The organism is Chitinophaga alhagiae (genome assembly GCF_003568665.1).
Classification (GTDB): Bacteria; Bacteroidota; Bacteroidia; order Chitinophagales; family Chitinophagaceae; genus Chitinophaga; species Chitinophaga alhagiae.
Genome location: NZ_QXMH01000001.1, coordinates 814,853 through 830,453 on the forward strand (window position 1 = coordinate 814,853; position 15,601 = coordinate 830,453).

A 15,601-nucleotide genomic window follows, 5' to 3' on the forward strand; every position below is an offset into this window, starting at 1 on the left:
CCTTTCCCGGACTGCGGGCATTCATAAATGAAGCCCGGCTCAGAAGGGCCGGGCTTTTTCTATTAACACACACTACAAAAACAACAAGTTCTATTTCCAGAACTCATTGCCGTTCAGTTGTAACAATGCCAGGCTCGAAACAGACAACTGGTATTGGTATTGTATTTTTGACAGCTGTGCTTCCAGCATGGAGGTTTGCGCATTCTGCAGATCAAGGTAGGTGATCACACCGTTCCTGTAACGGCTCTGCGCCAGCTCCAGCGCGCGTTGCGCCTGCTGCAGCAATACCTCCGCGGTTTGCAGCCGCTCCTTGTTGGCGGCAATGTCTGATTGCTGCTGTAACACTTCTTTCCGTATATTATCTTTTATGCTCTTTGTGTTCCATTTGGCCACTTCCACTTCAGTGGCAGCCATATGTTCCTGCGTGCGCAGCTTTTTACCGTGGAAAATAGGTACGGAAAGGCTTACGCCCGCGGCGTAATTGAATTTTGGTGTGTTGACGTCTGGCAGATAGGCGTTCTTGAAACCCGTACCTGCGTCCAGGAACAGGGAGGGTTTGTATTGTGATTTTGCGGCCAGCAGGCCTGTTTCCGCCACTTTTTCCTGCTCCAGCGACGATTTTACGGTAGCGTTGCTGTTATAATCATCCGCTGCCTGCACGGCCGGCGCGGGCCATTCAAACAACGTGCTGATGGAATCCGCCAGCGGTTCGCCGGTGAGGTACTCCAGGTTAGCCAACTGTTTTTGCAGGGAGTTTTCATAATCCACCTTGCGGTTGCGGTAGGTTTCCAGCTTCACGCGCGTGTTGAGCAGGTCAAGGTCAATAGCATCGCCATGCTTCAGCTTGTTTTCCACCATATGCTCTGTTTCCTCCAGCAGGTGAATGTTGGCATTCTGCACGGCTATGTTGTTGTGCAGGAAGGCGATGCCCAGGTACACATTGGCCACCTGGTAGGCCAGCTGCTCTTTCAGCTCGGCCGTTTGCAGGTTGAGCAGGCTGGCCTGCGCTTCATTTTGCCTGATATGGCTGCCTGACTTGCCAAAGTCCAGCAGCAATTGCCGCGCTTCCACGCCGGCGTTTATATTTTCCGAGGGCACGGGCTGGAAAACGAAGTCGCTGCCGGGCAGTTGCACCTTGGGCACAGGGTATACGTGGTTGTAGGAGGCAACGCCGTTGATCTCCGGCAGCCGGCCGGCTTTGGCCAGTTGCGTCTGGTCTGCCGCAATGCGTTGCTGTGTTTCCATCGCTTTTATTTTCGCAAAATGATCGAAAGTATGCTGCACCATGCCTTTAAGGTTGTCCGGCACCTGCTGGGCAGAAGCCCCCAGGGCGGAAATGGTGCATATCATGAACAATATCTTTTTCATCTGTTGTAATGTGTTTTATTAGTGCGCATGCTCTGCCGCTTCTTTCATGGCGGCTGCGCTGAGATTACGTTTTTTGACGAATAACATTAAAGGCAGCACGCATACGAAAAAGATGCCCACAATGCGGAAAGCATCCAGGTACGTCAGCACGTATGCCTGTTTGGTGACCAGCCCATCCAGCATGCTTAGGCCTGCCTGGTGCGCCTGCAAAGGGTTAATGCCCCTGGCCGTTAATGCGCCGGCCGTCTGGTTGATCCGGTCTATGGCCTGCGGACTGTCTGCCGTTACATAGTTCAATAACTGTGTGCGGTGCAACGCGTATTGCCGTGCCACATAAGTGTTCATAAAAGCAATACCAAATGAGCCGCCCAGTTGCCGCAACATATTATTGATAGCAATACCCTGCGGCATTTCCCGCGGTGACAGGCCTGATACAGCCTGGTTGGTGAGCGGTACGCTCAGCATGGCCGAGCCTACACCACGCAGCAGCAGGGGCGTAAAGAAAAAGAGCACGCCCGCTTCCGGGCTGGCGCCAGACATCCAGAAACAGAAAATGGCAAACGTGAGAAAACCCGCTGTGATCAGGTATTTGGGCGGCACGCCGCGTTGTATGGCCTTTCCCACCAGGGGCATCATCACCGCCGCCATAATAGCCCCGGGAAATAAAGACTCACCGGTGAGCGTGGGCGTAAAGCCCATGATGCGCTGCATCCAAACCGGGTATACGAACATGGAACAATAAATGCCCATGCCCATAATAAAGGTGAGCAAGGTGGTAATAGCCAGGGTACGGTTCTTCAGCACATGCAGGTTAACCGCCGGCGCCTCCGTACGAAGCTCCCACCAGATAAACAGGATAAAGGCCAGCACAGCGGCAATTGCAAGCACTACAATATGTTGGGCAGCAAACCAGTCTTCAGACTGCCCCTTTTCCAGTATGTACTGCAGGCTGCCCACCCAGATGATCAGCAGCAGAATGCCTACGTAATCTATCTTGATGGCCTTGCGGTTGATGTTGTATTCATTGGGCAGCTTGTCGATGTAGCTAAACACCAGGAACGCCGCAATAATACCCACCGGCACGTTGATGTCAAAGATGAGCGACCAGTGGTAGTTATCCACTATCACCCCGCCGAGCGTAGGGCCAATGGTAGGGCCTATGATCACTCCCATCCCGAAAATGGCAGAGGCAATTGGTCTTTCAGAGATCTCGAACGTATCAAAAAGAATGGACTGTGAGGTAGATAACAGCGCCCCGCCGCCCACGCCTTGCAGAAAGCGCCAGGCCACCAGTTCCCAAAGCCCGCCTGCGTTGCCGCACATGTAGGAAGAGAAGGTGAAGATGAGGATGGATGCGAGGTAATAATTTTTTCTTCCGAAGTACGAAGCCAGGAAGCCCGTCATAGGGATCACGATCACGTTGGCTATCGCATAGGCGGTAATGACCCAGGAAGCGTCTTCAATGGTTGCGCCCAGGTTGCCGCTGATCTGCGACAATGCCACGTTCACAATAGTGGTGTCTATCAGCTCCAGCATAGTAGCCGAAATGACCGTGGCCACTATGATCCACTTGGCAAATCCTTTCGGTTTGGGAGACATATGGCTAGTATTTTAAGGCCACTTCCACGCTCAGGCCTGCACGGAGCTTGTCGAGGTATTGGTCTGCGTTATCGATAGAAATTTTAACCGGTACCCGCTGCACGATCTTCACAAAATTGCCGGTAGCATTGTCTGGCGGCAGCAGGGAAAATTTGGCGCCGGTAGCTTTTGAGATAGCGGTAACGTGGCCTGTCAGCTTCAGATCACTGAAACCATCCACTTCAATTTCAGCTTCCTGGCCCTGGTGAATGTGCGCCAGCTGCGTTTCCTTGAAGTTAGCCACAATGTAAAAACCGTTTTCGTCCACAATGGTGAAAAGGCTCTGGCCGGCCTGTACAAACTGGCCCGGTTCAACATTCTTTTTGCCGATGCGGCCGGAAATGTTGGCGGTGATGCTGGTGTAACCCAGCTTGAGCTTCATTTGCTCTACCGCGGCCTGTTTGCTGGCCACCAGCGCTTCCGCCTGCGCTACCTTGGCCGAGGCCACCTGTACGCCGGAGCGGGCCAGGGTAATATTGTCCTGCGCTGCCTGGTATTGTTTTTCACTGGTGAGGCTGGCGGCCTTGGTATCATCCAGCTGGCGGTTGGTGATGGCCTGATCGTTAAACAGGTTCTGGTCCCGGCTGAGGTCTGCCGCCGTTTTGTTTTTGTGTACCAGTGCTACCTGCGCGTTGGCATTGGCTACGTCAATACCCGCCCGCGCATTGCCCTGGTTGGCCCTGGCCGTTTGCAGGTCCGCCACGGCCTGCCGGTAGTCAGCTTCGGCCTGCTGCAGCGCAATCCGGTATTCTTCATCGTCAATGGCCAGCAAAGTGTCTTTTTGTTTTACCGTGCCGTAATCCTGCACGTAAAGATCTTTTACGTAGCCAGACACACGGGCAATTACCGGGGCGGCGTGGCCCTCCACCTGCGCGTTGTCTGTAGTTTCATGATGGCGGGCATACAACCACTGGCGAACACCAAAGATGGCGGCCACTATGAGGATACCGATGAAAATAAGCCGCACGACTAATTTGCCCTTACGCGGGCCTGGATTGGAATTTGCAGTTTCCATTGTAGTATGTGTTTTGTAGTATTGTATTTGATGGACGCAAAGGTAAACCAAGATTACTAAATTAGACAATCAAGTTGACTATTTAGGGAAATTATTATCTTTGTATGACAATTCAGCCACAAACAACTGTTATATGACCACATCAACCTTAGACCAACAACTGGCGGAAATAGTGGCGAACCGGCCGCGTTTACTGATACGGCTGCTCAGCATCGTGAAGAAAGATTTTGATGCCAGGCTTACGGAGAAACTGCAGCAAGCCGGTTATAAAGATTTCAAGATCGGCGATATGGTGCTCATTGTAAATATTTCACAAGAGGGCACCATTAATAACGAACTAGCCAAAAAAGCGCGTATTACGAAGCAGGCCATGAGCAAGGTGGTGAAAAACCTGGAGGCTACCGGCTATATTTATACCCGCAAGCATGAAACAGACAACAGGGCCACAGTGATCTTTTTGAGCGACAAGGGCAAACAGCTCGTGATAGATACCAACAAGGTGGTACACGAGGTACAGCAATATTATACAAGCATCATAGGAGAATCTGACGCAGCGGTGTTGCGGGATATTTTATACAGGCTGGTGCAGGTAATTTTTCCTTCGTCTGCAGAAAAATAGGAATTGACATGGACATTCATGATCTGGAACTGATAGACCGCTACCTTTCCGGTGACATGAGCCTGGCTGCGCGCCAGGCTTTTGAAGACAGGCTGCGGATGGAACCGGGCCTGCAGGAAGAGCTGCGGCGGCGGACAGACTCACCATCCACCGTACCCGTTCCCGCGCAGGATGGTGACGGGGCCATGTTCAGGGCCCGTTCAGGTGTGGTAAAACTGCAACGGTTCTCCATTGCAGTAGTGTCTCTCGCCATCATTGCCGCGCTGCTGCTATTCCTCGGCCCGTGGAAGCGTGATCTTTCCATGCAGTATGCGTCTGAGGCCATGATGACGCCGGTAGAACGGGGAGAGGAGCCAGACAGCATCATGGAACAGGCAGCCCTGCAGTTCAACCACCGCCACTACCCCGCTGCCATCAGCTCGCTGAACGCAGCGCTGGAGCAACGGCCTCATGATCCGTATGCGCGGCTGTACAGAGGCCTGTCTTATCTTGAAAGTAATCAGCCCGCCCTTTCCCGGCCAGACCTTGAGATCATCTACAATGGCCCCTCTGACTTTAAATATGACGGCGCTTTTTACACGGCGCTGAGTTACCTGAAGCAAAGGAACCGGAAAACCTGCCGTGAATGGCTGTTGAAAATCCCGGAGGGCGCTGACAACTACCGGCGGGCGCAGCAGCTGCTGAAGGAGTTATAAAAAAAGATGCCGGCTCAGACGAGACCGGCGTTATCATATTCCACGTCTACAGTAAAATCTTTAGTACGTTTATGATTATCTTTTTGCGTTTATAATTTCACCATCCATATTTCAGGATTGCGTACCGGCAGGTTGCGCAGCACTTCTTCCACCTGCGGGTCATGTTCCAGCCGCTGCCACAGGGTAAAATAATCTTTGTTATTGTAAGCCGCCGCTCCAAAAAGGAGGAAGGGGTGTGCCACCGGCCATTCTTCCCAATACATCACGTCTTTGGCAAAAGGCCAGGTGTTTTTGTCTTTCACATACGGGTACATATACGCAATGCCTTTGGATATTGATTTTCCTGCTGTTTCGGTGTACGTCCACAGATCATTGCCGGGGCTGCTGAGTATCTGGCAAACGGTGGCCATTGCGTCCAGGTTAAATAACGCGTACCCGTAAGGTTTTGTTCGGCGCAGTTCCAGCGGAAAGCTGCCATTGTCTGCCATTTGCCGGGGCAGCAGCACTTCCTTGTACCGTTCTGTACAGAAGTTGAGCCAGCGGGTATTGTTCAGGAACTTTGCAAAAGCGGCCACCTGCATCACCCAGCAGGTGCCGTGGTTATTGGCGGCATTCATTTCGTCAATGCCGTATTTGTGCTCCGTCATCCATTTCAGATAGGCGGCAAACCATTCTTTAACGGCTGCAAGGTCTGCGGCCGGAATGGCGCCGGCTTTTTCCATGATGCGCAGCGCCTGCGCCACTTCGAGGAAATGCACCGTATCTATGATGCCAATACCGCGGCCGGTTACCCTGCCCTTGATGGCTTGCGCATACAGCAAATGCGGGGTCATACGGGTGGCAGGCGTTACGAACCAGGCGCGTATATGCGTCAGCGCATGAGCCAGGTACTTCTTATCCCCGGTGGCTACATAGGCCGCCGCCAACGCGCCGGCCACCCTGCTGAAGCGCACCATGGCCTGGCGGTGCGCCACAAAGTTGCCGGGATTGGTTTGCCCGTCTTTCTGGATATACGGGCTGTCTGGATGCGCCGGGTTGGGCCACCAGTAATCCCCTTCAGAATAAAAGTCATGCAGGCCGCCGGCGCTGCGCTCGCAGCGGGATGCCGTAACGGTTACAGGCTGTTGCTGCATGGCCCACTCCGCTTTGGCCATAATATCCGCCCGCCGCACTATCACCGCCTCTTTCAGCCAGTCTGTGCCACCGGCGTGCGCCAGTTGCGCCAGTAATACACCTATAATGATCAACAGCCGTTGTTTCATGTTCTTTTCACTTTTTATTGCCGGCCCGCCGGCGTTAGGGTGATCTCAAATAATTTCATCAGTTCTTTCCCCGTGATGCGCACCGGCGCTATCTGCAAAACATGGTTACCCGGCGCAAGGGATATATCTTCCAGTTCCTGCTCTACTATACTTTCGCCCTTTGCCGCCGGCTTCACCACATACTCCCCGCCCTTACCATCCGCCAGCACCCGGTAAACGCCTTCCGTTCCAGCATCCGCGGCATATTTGATCTTCACTTTATACCGCACGGCCTCCGTTGTACTTACCTGCCAGCGCAGCGCCTGTGTTGGGCTGCTCCAGCGGTGCACGTAGTATTTAGCCGCCTTCCCGTCTCCATAGGCCCAGCCTTTCCCCTGCTGCTCAGCGTCAAAAGCAAGCAGCGTGTTAGCCTGGCCGCTGGTAGCCAGCAGGCGCGGCATCACAGGTTCTTCCCCACCAGTGGTAGTTATTTTCACTACGCTGTTGTAAGGGTCTGGCGCAACAGCGGGCACTACTATTTCCCATCGGGCGGGCGCTATTTTTTTCACCTGCAATAGTTCTCTGTTGCCCAGCAGGGCCGCGTTCTTTATTTCGCTGATGCCGTTCACCACCAGCCTGCCATTGGCTGGCCAGTGAAATACATGCAGGTATTCCTGCGCGCCCTTGCGCGTCATAACGCCCCAATACTGCTCATGCCTGTTCAGTGCTGTAGTGCCGTAAATGCTCTCGCCATATTTGCTCATCCATTGCCCGATGCCGTGTAATATCAGTGTATCTCTGGGGTCAATGAGGCCATTGCCCATGGGCCCGATGTTCATCAGCAGGTTACCGCCTTTGGCGGCGGCTTTGGCCATGAGCTGGATGAAGAAACCCAACGGCTTGTGGCTGTCATCAAAACGGGAATAGCCGTAAGACTCGTTGGTGGTGGGGATCGCTTCCCAGTCTCCCTCCACCGGGTAAAACTCCGTCGGCCTGTCTGCCGTATTCTTATAGTCACCGAAAGACACGGCTGCACTGCGTGCCAGGCGGCCATTCACCACCACACCGGGATCTACCTCGCGGATGGCCTGCAGTATGCGGATGTTTTCAGACAACGGTAGTTTATGCGGCGTATCGAACCAGATAATATCCGGATGGTATTTTTTCAGCAGCTCCCGTATTTGCGGAATGGACTTTTCATTCACGTACTTCACCGCTTTTGGTACCAGTTCCGGGTGATGATCGTACCAGTTGGTGCCGCCAAAAAGGTTTTTATCACCACCGGGGTTATTGTAATCCCAGTCGTTGCCCGGCGCATCCGGGTGCTCCCAGTCAAAAGCATGGGAATAATAAAACCCGAAGCGGATACCATGCCTTTTACAGGCATCAGCCAGCTCCTGCATGGGGTCACGCGGGAATGCGCTGCACGCAATGGTGTAATCCCCAATGGCGGAAGGGTACATGGCCACCCCGTCGTGATGTTTGGCGGTGATCACCAGGTACTTCATACCGGCCTCTTTGATGAGCTTCACCCATGCTTCCGCATCAAACTCCGTGGGGTTGAAGGTGCGGATGAGCTTTTCTTCGTATTCCTTTCTGGAAATTTTTTCCTTGCGCATCAGGTGTTCTGCATAACCGCCCACTTTTTTGCCTTTCCATTCTCCACCCGGCACGGAATATACGCCCCAATGGATAAAACACCCGAATTTCGCTTCTCTCCACCAGGTAATGCGGCTGCTGTGGTCTTTCATAGAAACTTTCCACCAGCCGTTCACCGCGTCTGCTATAGCCGCACTGTCACGCCGGGCGGCCTGCTGCATGAGAATGCCGTCGTCATCTCCCCTGTATTGGGAAAAGCCCTGCATTGACAGCCCCAGCATTGCCGCGGCCAGCCATCCTGTTTTCGCCCTGCGGTTCATATTGCTGTAATCTTCGTTGTGCCTTTTGTAATGATGATATCTGTATCGTAAACTTTTTTCAATGGCAGTTGCGGCAGCTGGCTACGGTCTTTGATCACCTTGTTCACTGCCGTACCATAGTCTTTAAAAGACTTTTGCGGCGCCTGCCCCGCAGGTGGCGCGGTTACCTTTACCGGTTCAAAGGTGCGCAGCGTGAACTTGCCCCCAAAAGAGCCGTCAAAGCGGATCTCCGCCGCCAGGAGCTTTCCGTTTTTCCAGGTAATATCTACTGCTCCGCCGCCTTTCACTTTCAATCCCTTTACGCTGCCATCCGGCCATGCGGAGGGAAGAGCAGGCAGGAGGTGGATGGCGCCGTCATGACTTTGCACCAGCATTTCCGTGATGCCGGAGGTAACACCAAAATTGCCGTCTATCTGGAAAGGCGGGTGGGCATCAAACAGATTGGCATAAGAGCCGCCGCTGTTGTCTGCCACGCTGATAGCATCAGATTCCGCCAGGAAGAGTTGTTTGTTCAGCATAAGGTAAGCATGGTCACCATCTTCCAGCCGCGCCCACCAGTTTATCTTCCAGGCTTTAGACCAGCCGGTGCCGCCGTCTCCGCGCAACTCAAGACTGCGTTTGGCGGCTGCCGCCAGTTCCGGCTGCCTGCGCGGACTGATCATGTTGCCGGGAAACAGGCCGTAGAGGTGGGAAAGATGGCGGTGTTTATCATTCGGATCGTCCCAGTCCAGGTACCATTCCTGCAACTGACCAAGGCGGCCGGTGTGGAGGGGGTACAGGTCTTTCAACACCTGCCTGAGCCGGGCCACCAGTGCCGCATCCGTTTTAATTTCTTCTGCCGCCGCAATGGTGCGCGTAAAAAGATCATGTATGATGGAAATATCCATGGTGGAGGCAATGCTCACGGAACCCTTGCGTTGGCCGTTGATGAGAAAATTGTTTTCGGGCGAAGTGGAAGGGTTGGTGACCCATTTCCCTTCCGGGTTTTTCGCCAGCCAGTCCAGCATGAACTCCGAGGCGCCTTTCATCAGCGGGTAAGCGGTGGTACGCAGAAAAGCGGTATTGCCCGTGTAGGTGTAATGCTCCCACAGGTGGCGGCAGAACCATGCGCCGGCCATTGGCCAGATAGCCCAGCGCGGGTCTCCCTTCGGGTCTCGCCAGTCAAAGCCCCCGGAGGGAGAAGTGAGCGCCCAGATGTCTGCATTATGATGCGCGGCCCAGCCGCTCATGCCATAGTTCACAGCGGCCGTTTTGCGGCCGTTCTCCGCCAGCTGGCCAATGAAGGTGAACAGCGGCTGCGCGCATTCGCTGAGGTTGGCCGTTTCTGCCGGCCAGTAGTTCATTTCGGTATTGATGTTGGTGGTATAGTTGGAGCCCCATGGCGGCTGCATCTTGTCGTTCCACAGCCCCTGCAGGTTCATGGCCGGGCCGCCCTTGCGGGAGCCCGCTATCATGAGGTAGCGGCCGTACTGGTAAAGGAGCGTGGTCAACTGCGGGTCACGGTTGCCACCGGCTTTGGTATAGGCTACCAGGCGGGCGTCTGTGGCTTTGGATGAGCTGCCATCGTCCCCAAGGTTAAGCTGTACGCGGTTGAACAGTTTCGTGTAGTCTTTCAGGTGACTATCCAGCAATGCTTCATAGCTTTTGGGGCGGGACAGGTATTGCAATGCGGCCGCAGCGGCATCTTTACCCTCCGTGGCTGAATTTTTGAACGGACCGTTATAACTGGTGCCTATGGATACCAGCAACACTGCTTCAGTAGCGTTGGTGATCCGCAGACCTTGCGCATCCGCCTTGCTGCTGCCGCCCTTCAGGCTGGCCTTCACATGCACTTCATATTTAGTGCCCCTTTGGGGATCATATTCTATTTGCCTTTTTTCATATGGGCGGTGGGGCACGTAAGCAGGCGCCTGCCCGCTCATCACAATGTGCGCATCGCTGCGCCTGGTGATCTTTGAAGGCATCGGATTATTGAACCCCGCATGAAAGCTGAGAGCGCCGGGGCGGCTGCTCCGCCAGCGGATCACCAGCAACTGGTCAGGGTAGCTCACAAAAGTTTCGCGCGTGTATTCCACACCGTTGTCTGTATATTTTACCGTGGCCACGGCCGTGTTGAGGTCAAGGCTCCGTTCGTATTTTTCCGGTTTGCCGGCGGGGGCGGTGTTACGCAGCAGCAGGTCTCCCAGCGTTATATACCTGGCAGAATAAGGACCCAGCATTTGCCGGCTGAGCGAGTCTGCCAGCATGTACTCCCCTTTCCACAGCGCTTCCCGCACTTTGGGCAATACGGCCCTGGCGCCGGGGTTGTTGCCATCTTGCGGGCCGCCGCTCCACAAAAAACCTTCATTGAGCTGCAACCTTTCTTCCTGTACCTGTCCGAAAACCATAGCCCCCATGCGGCCATTGCCAACGGGCAATGCCTGGTTCCAGTTCTTTGCCGGCTGCTGGTACCAGAGCTTCAGCAAGGGGTCCTGGCTGAACCCCGGCATAGACATTGTGACCAATAATAAAACAGGAAAAAATAATCTCTTCATGTAGCGTGAGTTATAGGCGCTGAAACTGCTGCTCCATGGGAGTACAGTTCATCTACACACTGTACTTTCCCATGGAATGCAGCAAAGGCATGTCAGAATAAAAATACATGACCTAGTTTTCATAACGCGGTGCCCTCTGCGGGCATATTTAAAAAAAATTTAGTTGAATGTCTGTGCGTTTAGATTTATTGCAAACGTTTGCATTATTATGGTTGCGGGGATAAAAATTACCGTCCCGAATATAGTATGCAATTTATGCAATCGGTTGCACATAAATAGCCTTTATTTTATCTTTTATTAGTGATAAATTCACATGTACCTGCTAAAATATTTAGCTCCCCTGCAGCGCGGGGCTAGTGAAACCCAGTGAGCGCAGTCCTTCCCCTATTTCGGGACAACTCATGAAAAGCCGCCACAGCAGCCCGCTCCGGTAGTTTTCAATCATCACCACAATAGGGCCCTGGTCAATGGCGAGGTACTGATGGTCATACCAATTGACGGTTTCATTGAACGCGTCATAAAACCCGTACTTGCCCCAGAGCTTGTTGCCTACTTTGTTATAGAAATATTTAAGGGCCTGCATGGAATACTCCGGTGTGTACGGGAAAGAAGAAAGGGCAGCCGTGGGCGTGATCACGCCCAGGTCATTGGTGGGAGAATGCGCGTTATACCCCTGGTGATTGTCGCTGGCGGTGAGCCCCCAGCAGTCGGCGCTGTAGCCTTTGTATTTTTTCGGGTTGTTGATGCAATATTGCCGGTTAATAAGGGTATGGTTGCGGTTCTGTTCCCAATAATCCGCATAGCGGTCTTTCAGTCCGCGCGGGTCAAGCCCCAGGAAGGAGTAGTGCGTAAAAAACAACGGGCCGCCGTAATCAAAGCCCAGCGGCAGTTTGATGCCCAGGTACTCCCGGCCGTTCAGAAAATGGTTGCTCACGGCCCAGCCGCGGTGATATACGCGGGGAGAAATGGCGTAGGTGGGCGATGAGGCGCCCAGCACATACGCGATCAGGCACTCATTCCAGCCACGCACCTGGTGGTTCATGGCCCACCCGTTGTTGGGAGACCAGTGCCAGTACAATACATCCTGCCCATCTCGCGTGTACCAGTCCCACTCCGCATCGCGCCAGAGGTTGTTGATCTTGTTGCGCAGCTCTCTTTCTTTGGGTACATCCCGGTCAAAATATTGCCGCACAGCTAGCAAGCCCTGAAACATAAAGGCAGATTCCACCAGGTCTCCCCCGTCGTCTTTCCGGCTGAACGGCACCGTTTTACCGGTGGTACCATCCAGCCAGTGCGCCCAGGTGCCGTGGTAGTGTTCTGCCTTGGACAGGAAGTTGACGATCTTCAACATCCTTTCCAGTCCTTTTTCTCGGGTAATGAACTTCCGTTCTATACCCACTACAATGGCCATTACGCCAAAGCCTGAGCCGCCGATGGTAACCACATTGGGCGTGGCCGTGCGTTCAGGCGCCAGGCCTGATACCGGATGGGCGAAAGACCAGAAATAATCAAAAGTTTTTTGCTGCACCAGCGTGAGCAACGCCGAATCTCCGAGTTGCGGCCGCTTTTGCGCGGCAGCTTGCAGAAGCGTACAGATCAACAGTACGGTTGTAAGGAATGTTCTCATCAATTATAGCCAGGATTTCGTGTTAACCGGTTATTACTCAAAAGTATCTGTTCCTGTGGAATGGGGAACAATTCATTTTTCCCGTCCACAAAATTTTTTCCGTGCGCGCGCATCACCTGCCCTGCCGCACCAGGTCCCAGAAGCGGTCATGTTCCATGGCCAGCTCCACCCTCCTTTCGTTTCATATCTTCAGCCGCAGCGCTACCTGCCCGCCGGTAGCATTGGGCAGCCCGGCCTTTTTGCGCACAATGTTCAGCTTGTTCAGCGCCTCCGCGGTATTGCCCAGCTCATTGGCAGCTTCCGCGTAGATCAGCAGCAACTCCCCGTACCGCAGCACCCGCAGGTTTTTGGGCGTACGGTCCGGGCTGCCGCAATACGGCTCCATGGAGCGGCTGTGATACGCTTTGTAATTGTACCTGTCATTCTCCACGGAATCACGTGAAGGTACGCGAAAACCGTCCCATAACACGGTGCCGGCCGGCAAAATGGTGATGATGGTGGCATCCTTCCGTTTGTCTCCCGGCTCATACGCCGCTACCAGGTCTGCCGTAGGGTTGTTGAACCCGAACCCGAAGTCTGTCCACCCCCTGCGGGCGCGGATGCCCTGGTTGTTGGCATACAGCTCTATGGCAGCATTGCAGGCAGCGTTGGTACCTGTTTGCACTTCAAAGATCGACTCTATGGAATTAACGCCTTTCATCCGCCAGATGTCAGCGTAACTGGACAAGGTATCATACTACCTTGCATCGATTACGGCTTTGGACAGTTCAAACGCCTTTTGCCAGTTTTTCTGGTAAAGGTACACCTTGGCCAGCAGCGTTTCTGCCGCTCCCTTCGTGATGCGGCCCACCGGGGTGGCGCCTTTCAGCGGCAGGTGATCTACCGCAAACTGCAGATCGCTGATGATCAGCTCGTAAATTTCCGCTGCGACCAATGAACGAAAACAGCAGCGTGGCGTTGGCATCCGGCACCTCCAGCGTATAAGTGCCATCCGGCTGGGTAACAGTGCCCTGCGTGGTACCCTTTACCTGGATGGCAACACCGGGAACGGGGTTGCCATCCGTATCCTTTACCGTACCTTTTACCGGTACATAAAGCGCAACCGCCAGCCGTGAAATGAATAGTAAATACAATAACAGTAAGCAAGGTTTCATACACAAGCAGTTTTGGGGTTTTGCAGAGATGTACAGAGAGAAAAGGACAGGCCGGTTTTCAGGGGGGTACATCATGTACTACAACAGAGTGGGGTGAATGTTCAGTAACAGCCGGAATATCTTGATGGGGGCGGAACAGCCGTAGCGGATCGGAAGAAATTGCATGCAAAAAAAGAGCTGACCCGTTTGACCGGTCAGCTCCCTATACCCCATGCGGGGGTTATGCATATTAATTATTCAAGCCTGTTTTATCAGTTCATGGCCACTCTTCCCGGTTCTCTCCGCTCCGTTCCTTTCATATTTTTCAGGTCGTCTCCCAGCGTTTGCCGGTACTGGTCTGCCAGTGCTTCCAGCTCTTTCACCACTTCCGGGAACTGTTGCTGCACATCCAGCGTTTCACCGGGGTCCCGGCTTAGGTCGTACAGCGCGAGGGGCACCGTTATGCTTGGCTGAGCGCCGGGGAAACCATCGTAGCCCGGCAGGTTGTTTTTGTAAGTGCGGCCTTTGTGGGGAAACACCAGTTTGTATTTTCCCTTCCGGATGGCCTCCAGGTTGTTGGTACCGTAATAGTACACAAAATGGTCTCGCGGGTTGGCGCCTTTTTCCTGTTTCAGAAGGGAGAGGATGTTGAGGCCGTCTATTTTTTTGGCAGGCATTTTTGCCCCGCAAATGTTTGCCACGGTAGGTAAAATATCAATGGTGGAAGCAATGGCATTGGTAATAGTGCCAGCAGGTATCTGGCCCGGCCACTGCATGATGCAGGGCACGCGCTGGCCGCCTTCAAAGCTGGTGCCCTTGCCTTCCCGCAGGCCGCCTGTGTTGCCGGCATGGTTCCCGAAGTTCAGCCAGGGGCCGTTATCACTGGTAAATATTACCAGGGTATTTTTGTCAAGGCCGGTCTCTTCCAGCGTTTTCAGCACGGCACCTATGGAGGCGTCCAGTTCCTCCATCAGGTCCCCGAAAAGGCCTGCCCCGCTTTTGCCCTTAAATTTGGGAGACACGGCAATGGGCACATGCGGCATGCTGTGTGCCATATACAGGAAGAAAGGTTGTTTTTTATGCGCCCAGATGAAGTTGCAGGCGCGCTCCGTGTACAGCGAGGTCAGCTCAGACTGGTCTTCCAGCGTTTTGATGATGCGCAAGGTATTGTTGCCCTCTATCAGCGGCAGCGGCGGCAATTTGCCACGCCTGTTAGCGGTGTCCGTAATAGGTTTGCCATCGTAATCCACAGGCCACATATCATTGGAATAAGGCAGCCCCAGGTACTCATCAAACCCGTTCTGGAGGGGCAAAAAAGGCGGCTTGCTGCCCAAATGCCATTTGCCTACCATGCCGGTGCTATAGCCTTTTGCCTTCAGCAGCTCCGCAATGGTTTCTTCCTCATTGCTGAGGGCGGTAGGAGATGCCGGAAATAACGCTCCGTGAATGCCGATGCGGTTGGGATAACACCCTGTGAGCAAACCCGCGCGGGAAGCGGAACACACGGCCTGCGCCGCATAGAAGTGCGTAAAGCGCATGCCATGGGCGGCCATACGGTCAAGATTGGGCGTTTTGTAAGGCCCGCCGCCGTAACTGGCCGGGTCTCCATACCCCATATCGTCCATAAAGATAATAACCACATTGGGCGCAGGCGCCTTACGCGGCATAAAGCTGCAAACGGCCGCAACCGCGGCTGCCAGCACTACGCCGGCCATAATTTTTTTCATCATACCAAAGAGCGGGTTTTACCAAAAAAAGAAACACTGCGTTAAATTTAACGCAGTGTTTCCAGTATTTATAATTTACGGCAAT

General features: G+C 53.7%; 12 protein-coding genes and 1 pseudogene. 2 read left to right on the top strand and 11 right to left on the bottom strand.

Annotated elements, in window-relative coordinates:
- Window positions 1–90 precede the first annotated feature (90 nt).
- Genes D3A97_RS03185 through D3A97_RS03195 form a run of 3 tightly spaced genes read right to left on the bottom strand, consistent with a single transcriptional unit; the run spans window position 91 to window position 4,021 of the window.
- On the bottom strand, window positions 91–1,368 hold the full coding sequence (locus D3A97_RS03185; protein WP_119076569.1) for a TolC family protein: 1,278 nt from the start codon (window positions 1,366–1,368) through the stop codon (window positions 91–93).
- An 18-nt stretch (window positions 1,369–1,386) separates the two neighbouring features.
- Window positions 1,387–2,967, bottom strand: coding sequence for a DHA2 family efflux MFS transporter permease subunit (locus D3A97_RS03190; protein ID WP_119076571.1), 1,581 nt, complete (start codon window positions 2,965–2,967; stop codon window positions 1,387–1,389).
- A gap of 4 nt (window positions 2,968–2,971) precedes the next feature.
- Entirely contained in the window at window positions 2,972–4,021 is a 1,050-nt protein-coding gene (locus tag D3A97_RS03195) for an HlyD family secretion protein (RefSeq protein ID WP_119076573.1), read from the bottom strand.
- Between the two features lie 133 nt (window positions 4,022–4,154).
- On the opposite strand from D3A97_RS03195, the gene D3A97_RS03200 reads away from it, so the two are divergent.
- Window positions 4,155–4,640 carry a MarR family winged helix-turn-helix transcriptional regulator gene (locus tag D3A97_RS03200; RefSeq protein ID WP_119076575.1) on the top strand — a complete coding sequence of 162 codons (486 nt, stop codon included), beginning with the start codon at window positions 4,155–4,157 and terminating at the stop codon, window positions 4,638–4,640.
- Between the two features lie 8 nt (window positions 4,641–4,648).
- Window positions 4,649–5,335: a hypothetical protein gene (locus D3A97_RS03205; RefSeq protein ID WP_119076577.1), complete on the top strand. Its 687-nt coding sequence runs from the start codon at window positions 4,649–4,651 to the stop codon at window positions 5,333–5,335.
- A gap of 89 nt (window positions 5,336–5,424) precedes the next feature.
- Here D3A97_RS03205 and D3A97_RS03210 read toward each other — a convergent pair whose 3' ends face one another.
- The 8 genes and pseudogenes from D3A97_RS03210 to D3A97_RS03245 all read right to left on the bottom strand — a co-directional run bounded on the left by D3A97_RS03210 (window position 5,425) and on the right by D3A97_RS03245 (window position 15,519).
- Window positions 5,425–6,597, bottom strand: coding sequence for an alginate lyase family protein (locus D3A97_RS03210; protein ID WP_119076579.1), 1,173 nt, complete (start codon window positions 6,595–6,597; stop codon window positions 5,425–5,427).
- A gap of 14 nt (window positions 6,598–6,611) precedes the next feature.
- Window positions 6,612–8,495 (bottom strand): alpha-L-fucosidase, encoded by a 1,884-nt coding sequence (locus D3A97_RS03215; RefSeq protein WP_232825833.1) that lies wholly within the window; start codon window positions 8,493–8,495, stop codon window positions 6,612–6,614.
- Window positions 8,492–11,029, bottom strand: coding sequence for a glycoside hydrolase family 95 protein (locus D3A97_RS03220; RefSeq protein ID WP_119076581.1), 2,538 nt, complete (start codon window positions 11,027–11,029; stop codon window positions 8,492–8,494). The genes D3A97_RS03215 and D3A97_RS03220 overlap by 4 nt, the downstream gene beginning before the upstream one ends.
- Window positions 11,030–11,360: 331 nt before the next feature.
- The gene (locus D3A97_RS03225) at window positions 11,361–12,656 is read right to left on the bottom strand and encodes a glucoamylase family protein (protein WP_119078403.1); all 1,296 of its coding nucleotides are present in this window, start codon (window positions 12,654–12,656) and stop codon (window positions 11,361–11,363) included.
- Window positions 12,657–12,837: 181 nt separating this feature from the next.
- Window positions 12,838–13,383, bottom strand: coding sequence for a RagB/SusD family nutrient uptake outer membrane protein (locus tag D3A97_RS03235; protein WP_157986330.1), 546 nt, complete (start codon window positions 13,381–13,383; stop codon window positions 12,838–12,840).
- Window positions 13,384–13,392: 9 nt separating this feature from the next.
- Window positions 13,393–13,590 (bottom strand): RagB/SusD family nutrient uptake outer membrane protein, encoded by a 198-nt coding sequence (locus tag D3A97_RS25075; RefSeq protein WP_232825834.1) that lies wholly within the window; start codon window positions 13,588–13,590, stop codon window positions 13,393–13,395.
- Window positions 13,591–13,642: 52 nt separating this feature from the next.
- Window positions 13,643–13,885: pseudogene (locus D3A97_RS25330) on the bottom strand (hypothetical protein); the annotation flags it as partial.
- 176 nt (window positions 13,886–14,061) lie between these two features.
- A complete protein-coding gene (locus tag D3A97_RS03245; RefSeq protein WP_198673846.1) occupies window positions 14,062–15,519 on the bottom strand; it encodes a sulfatase family protein in 1,458 nt (485 codons plus the stop codon).
- Window positions 15,520–15,601: the final 82 nt, after the last annotated feature.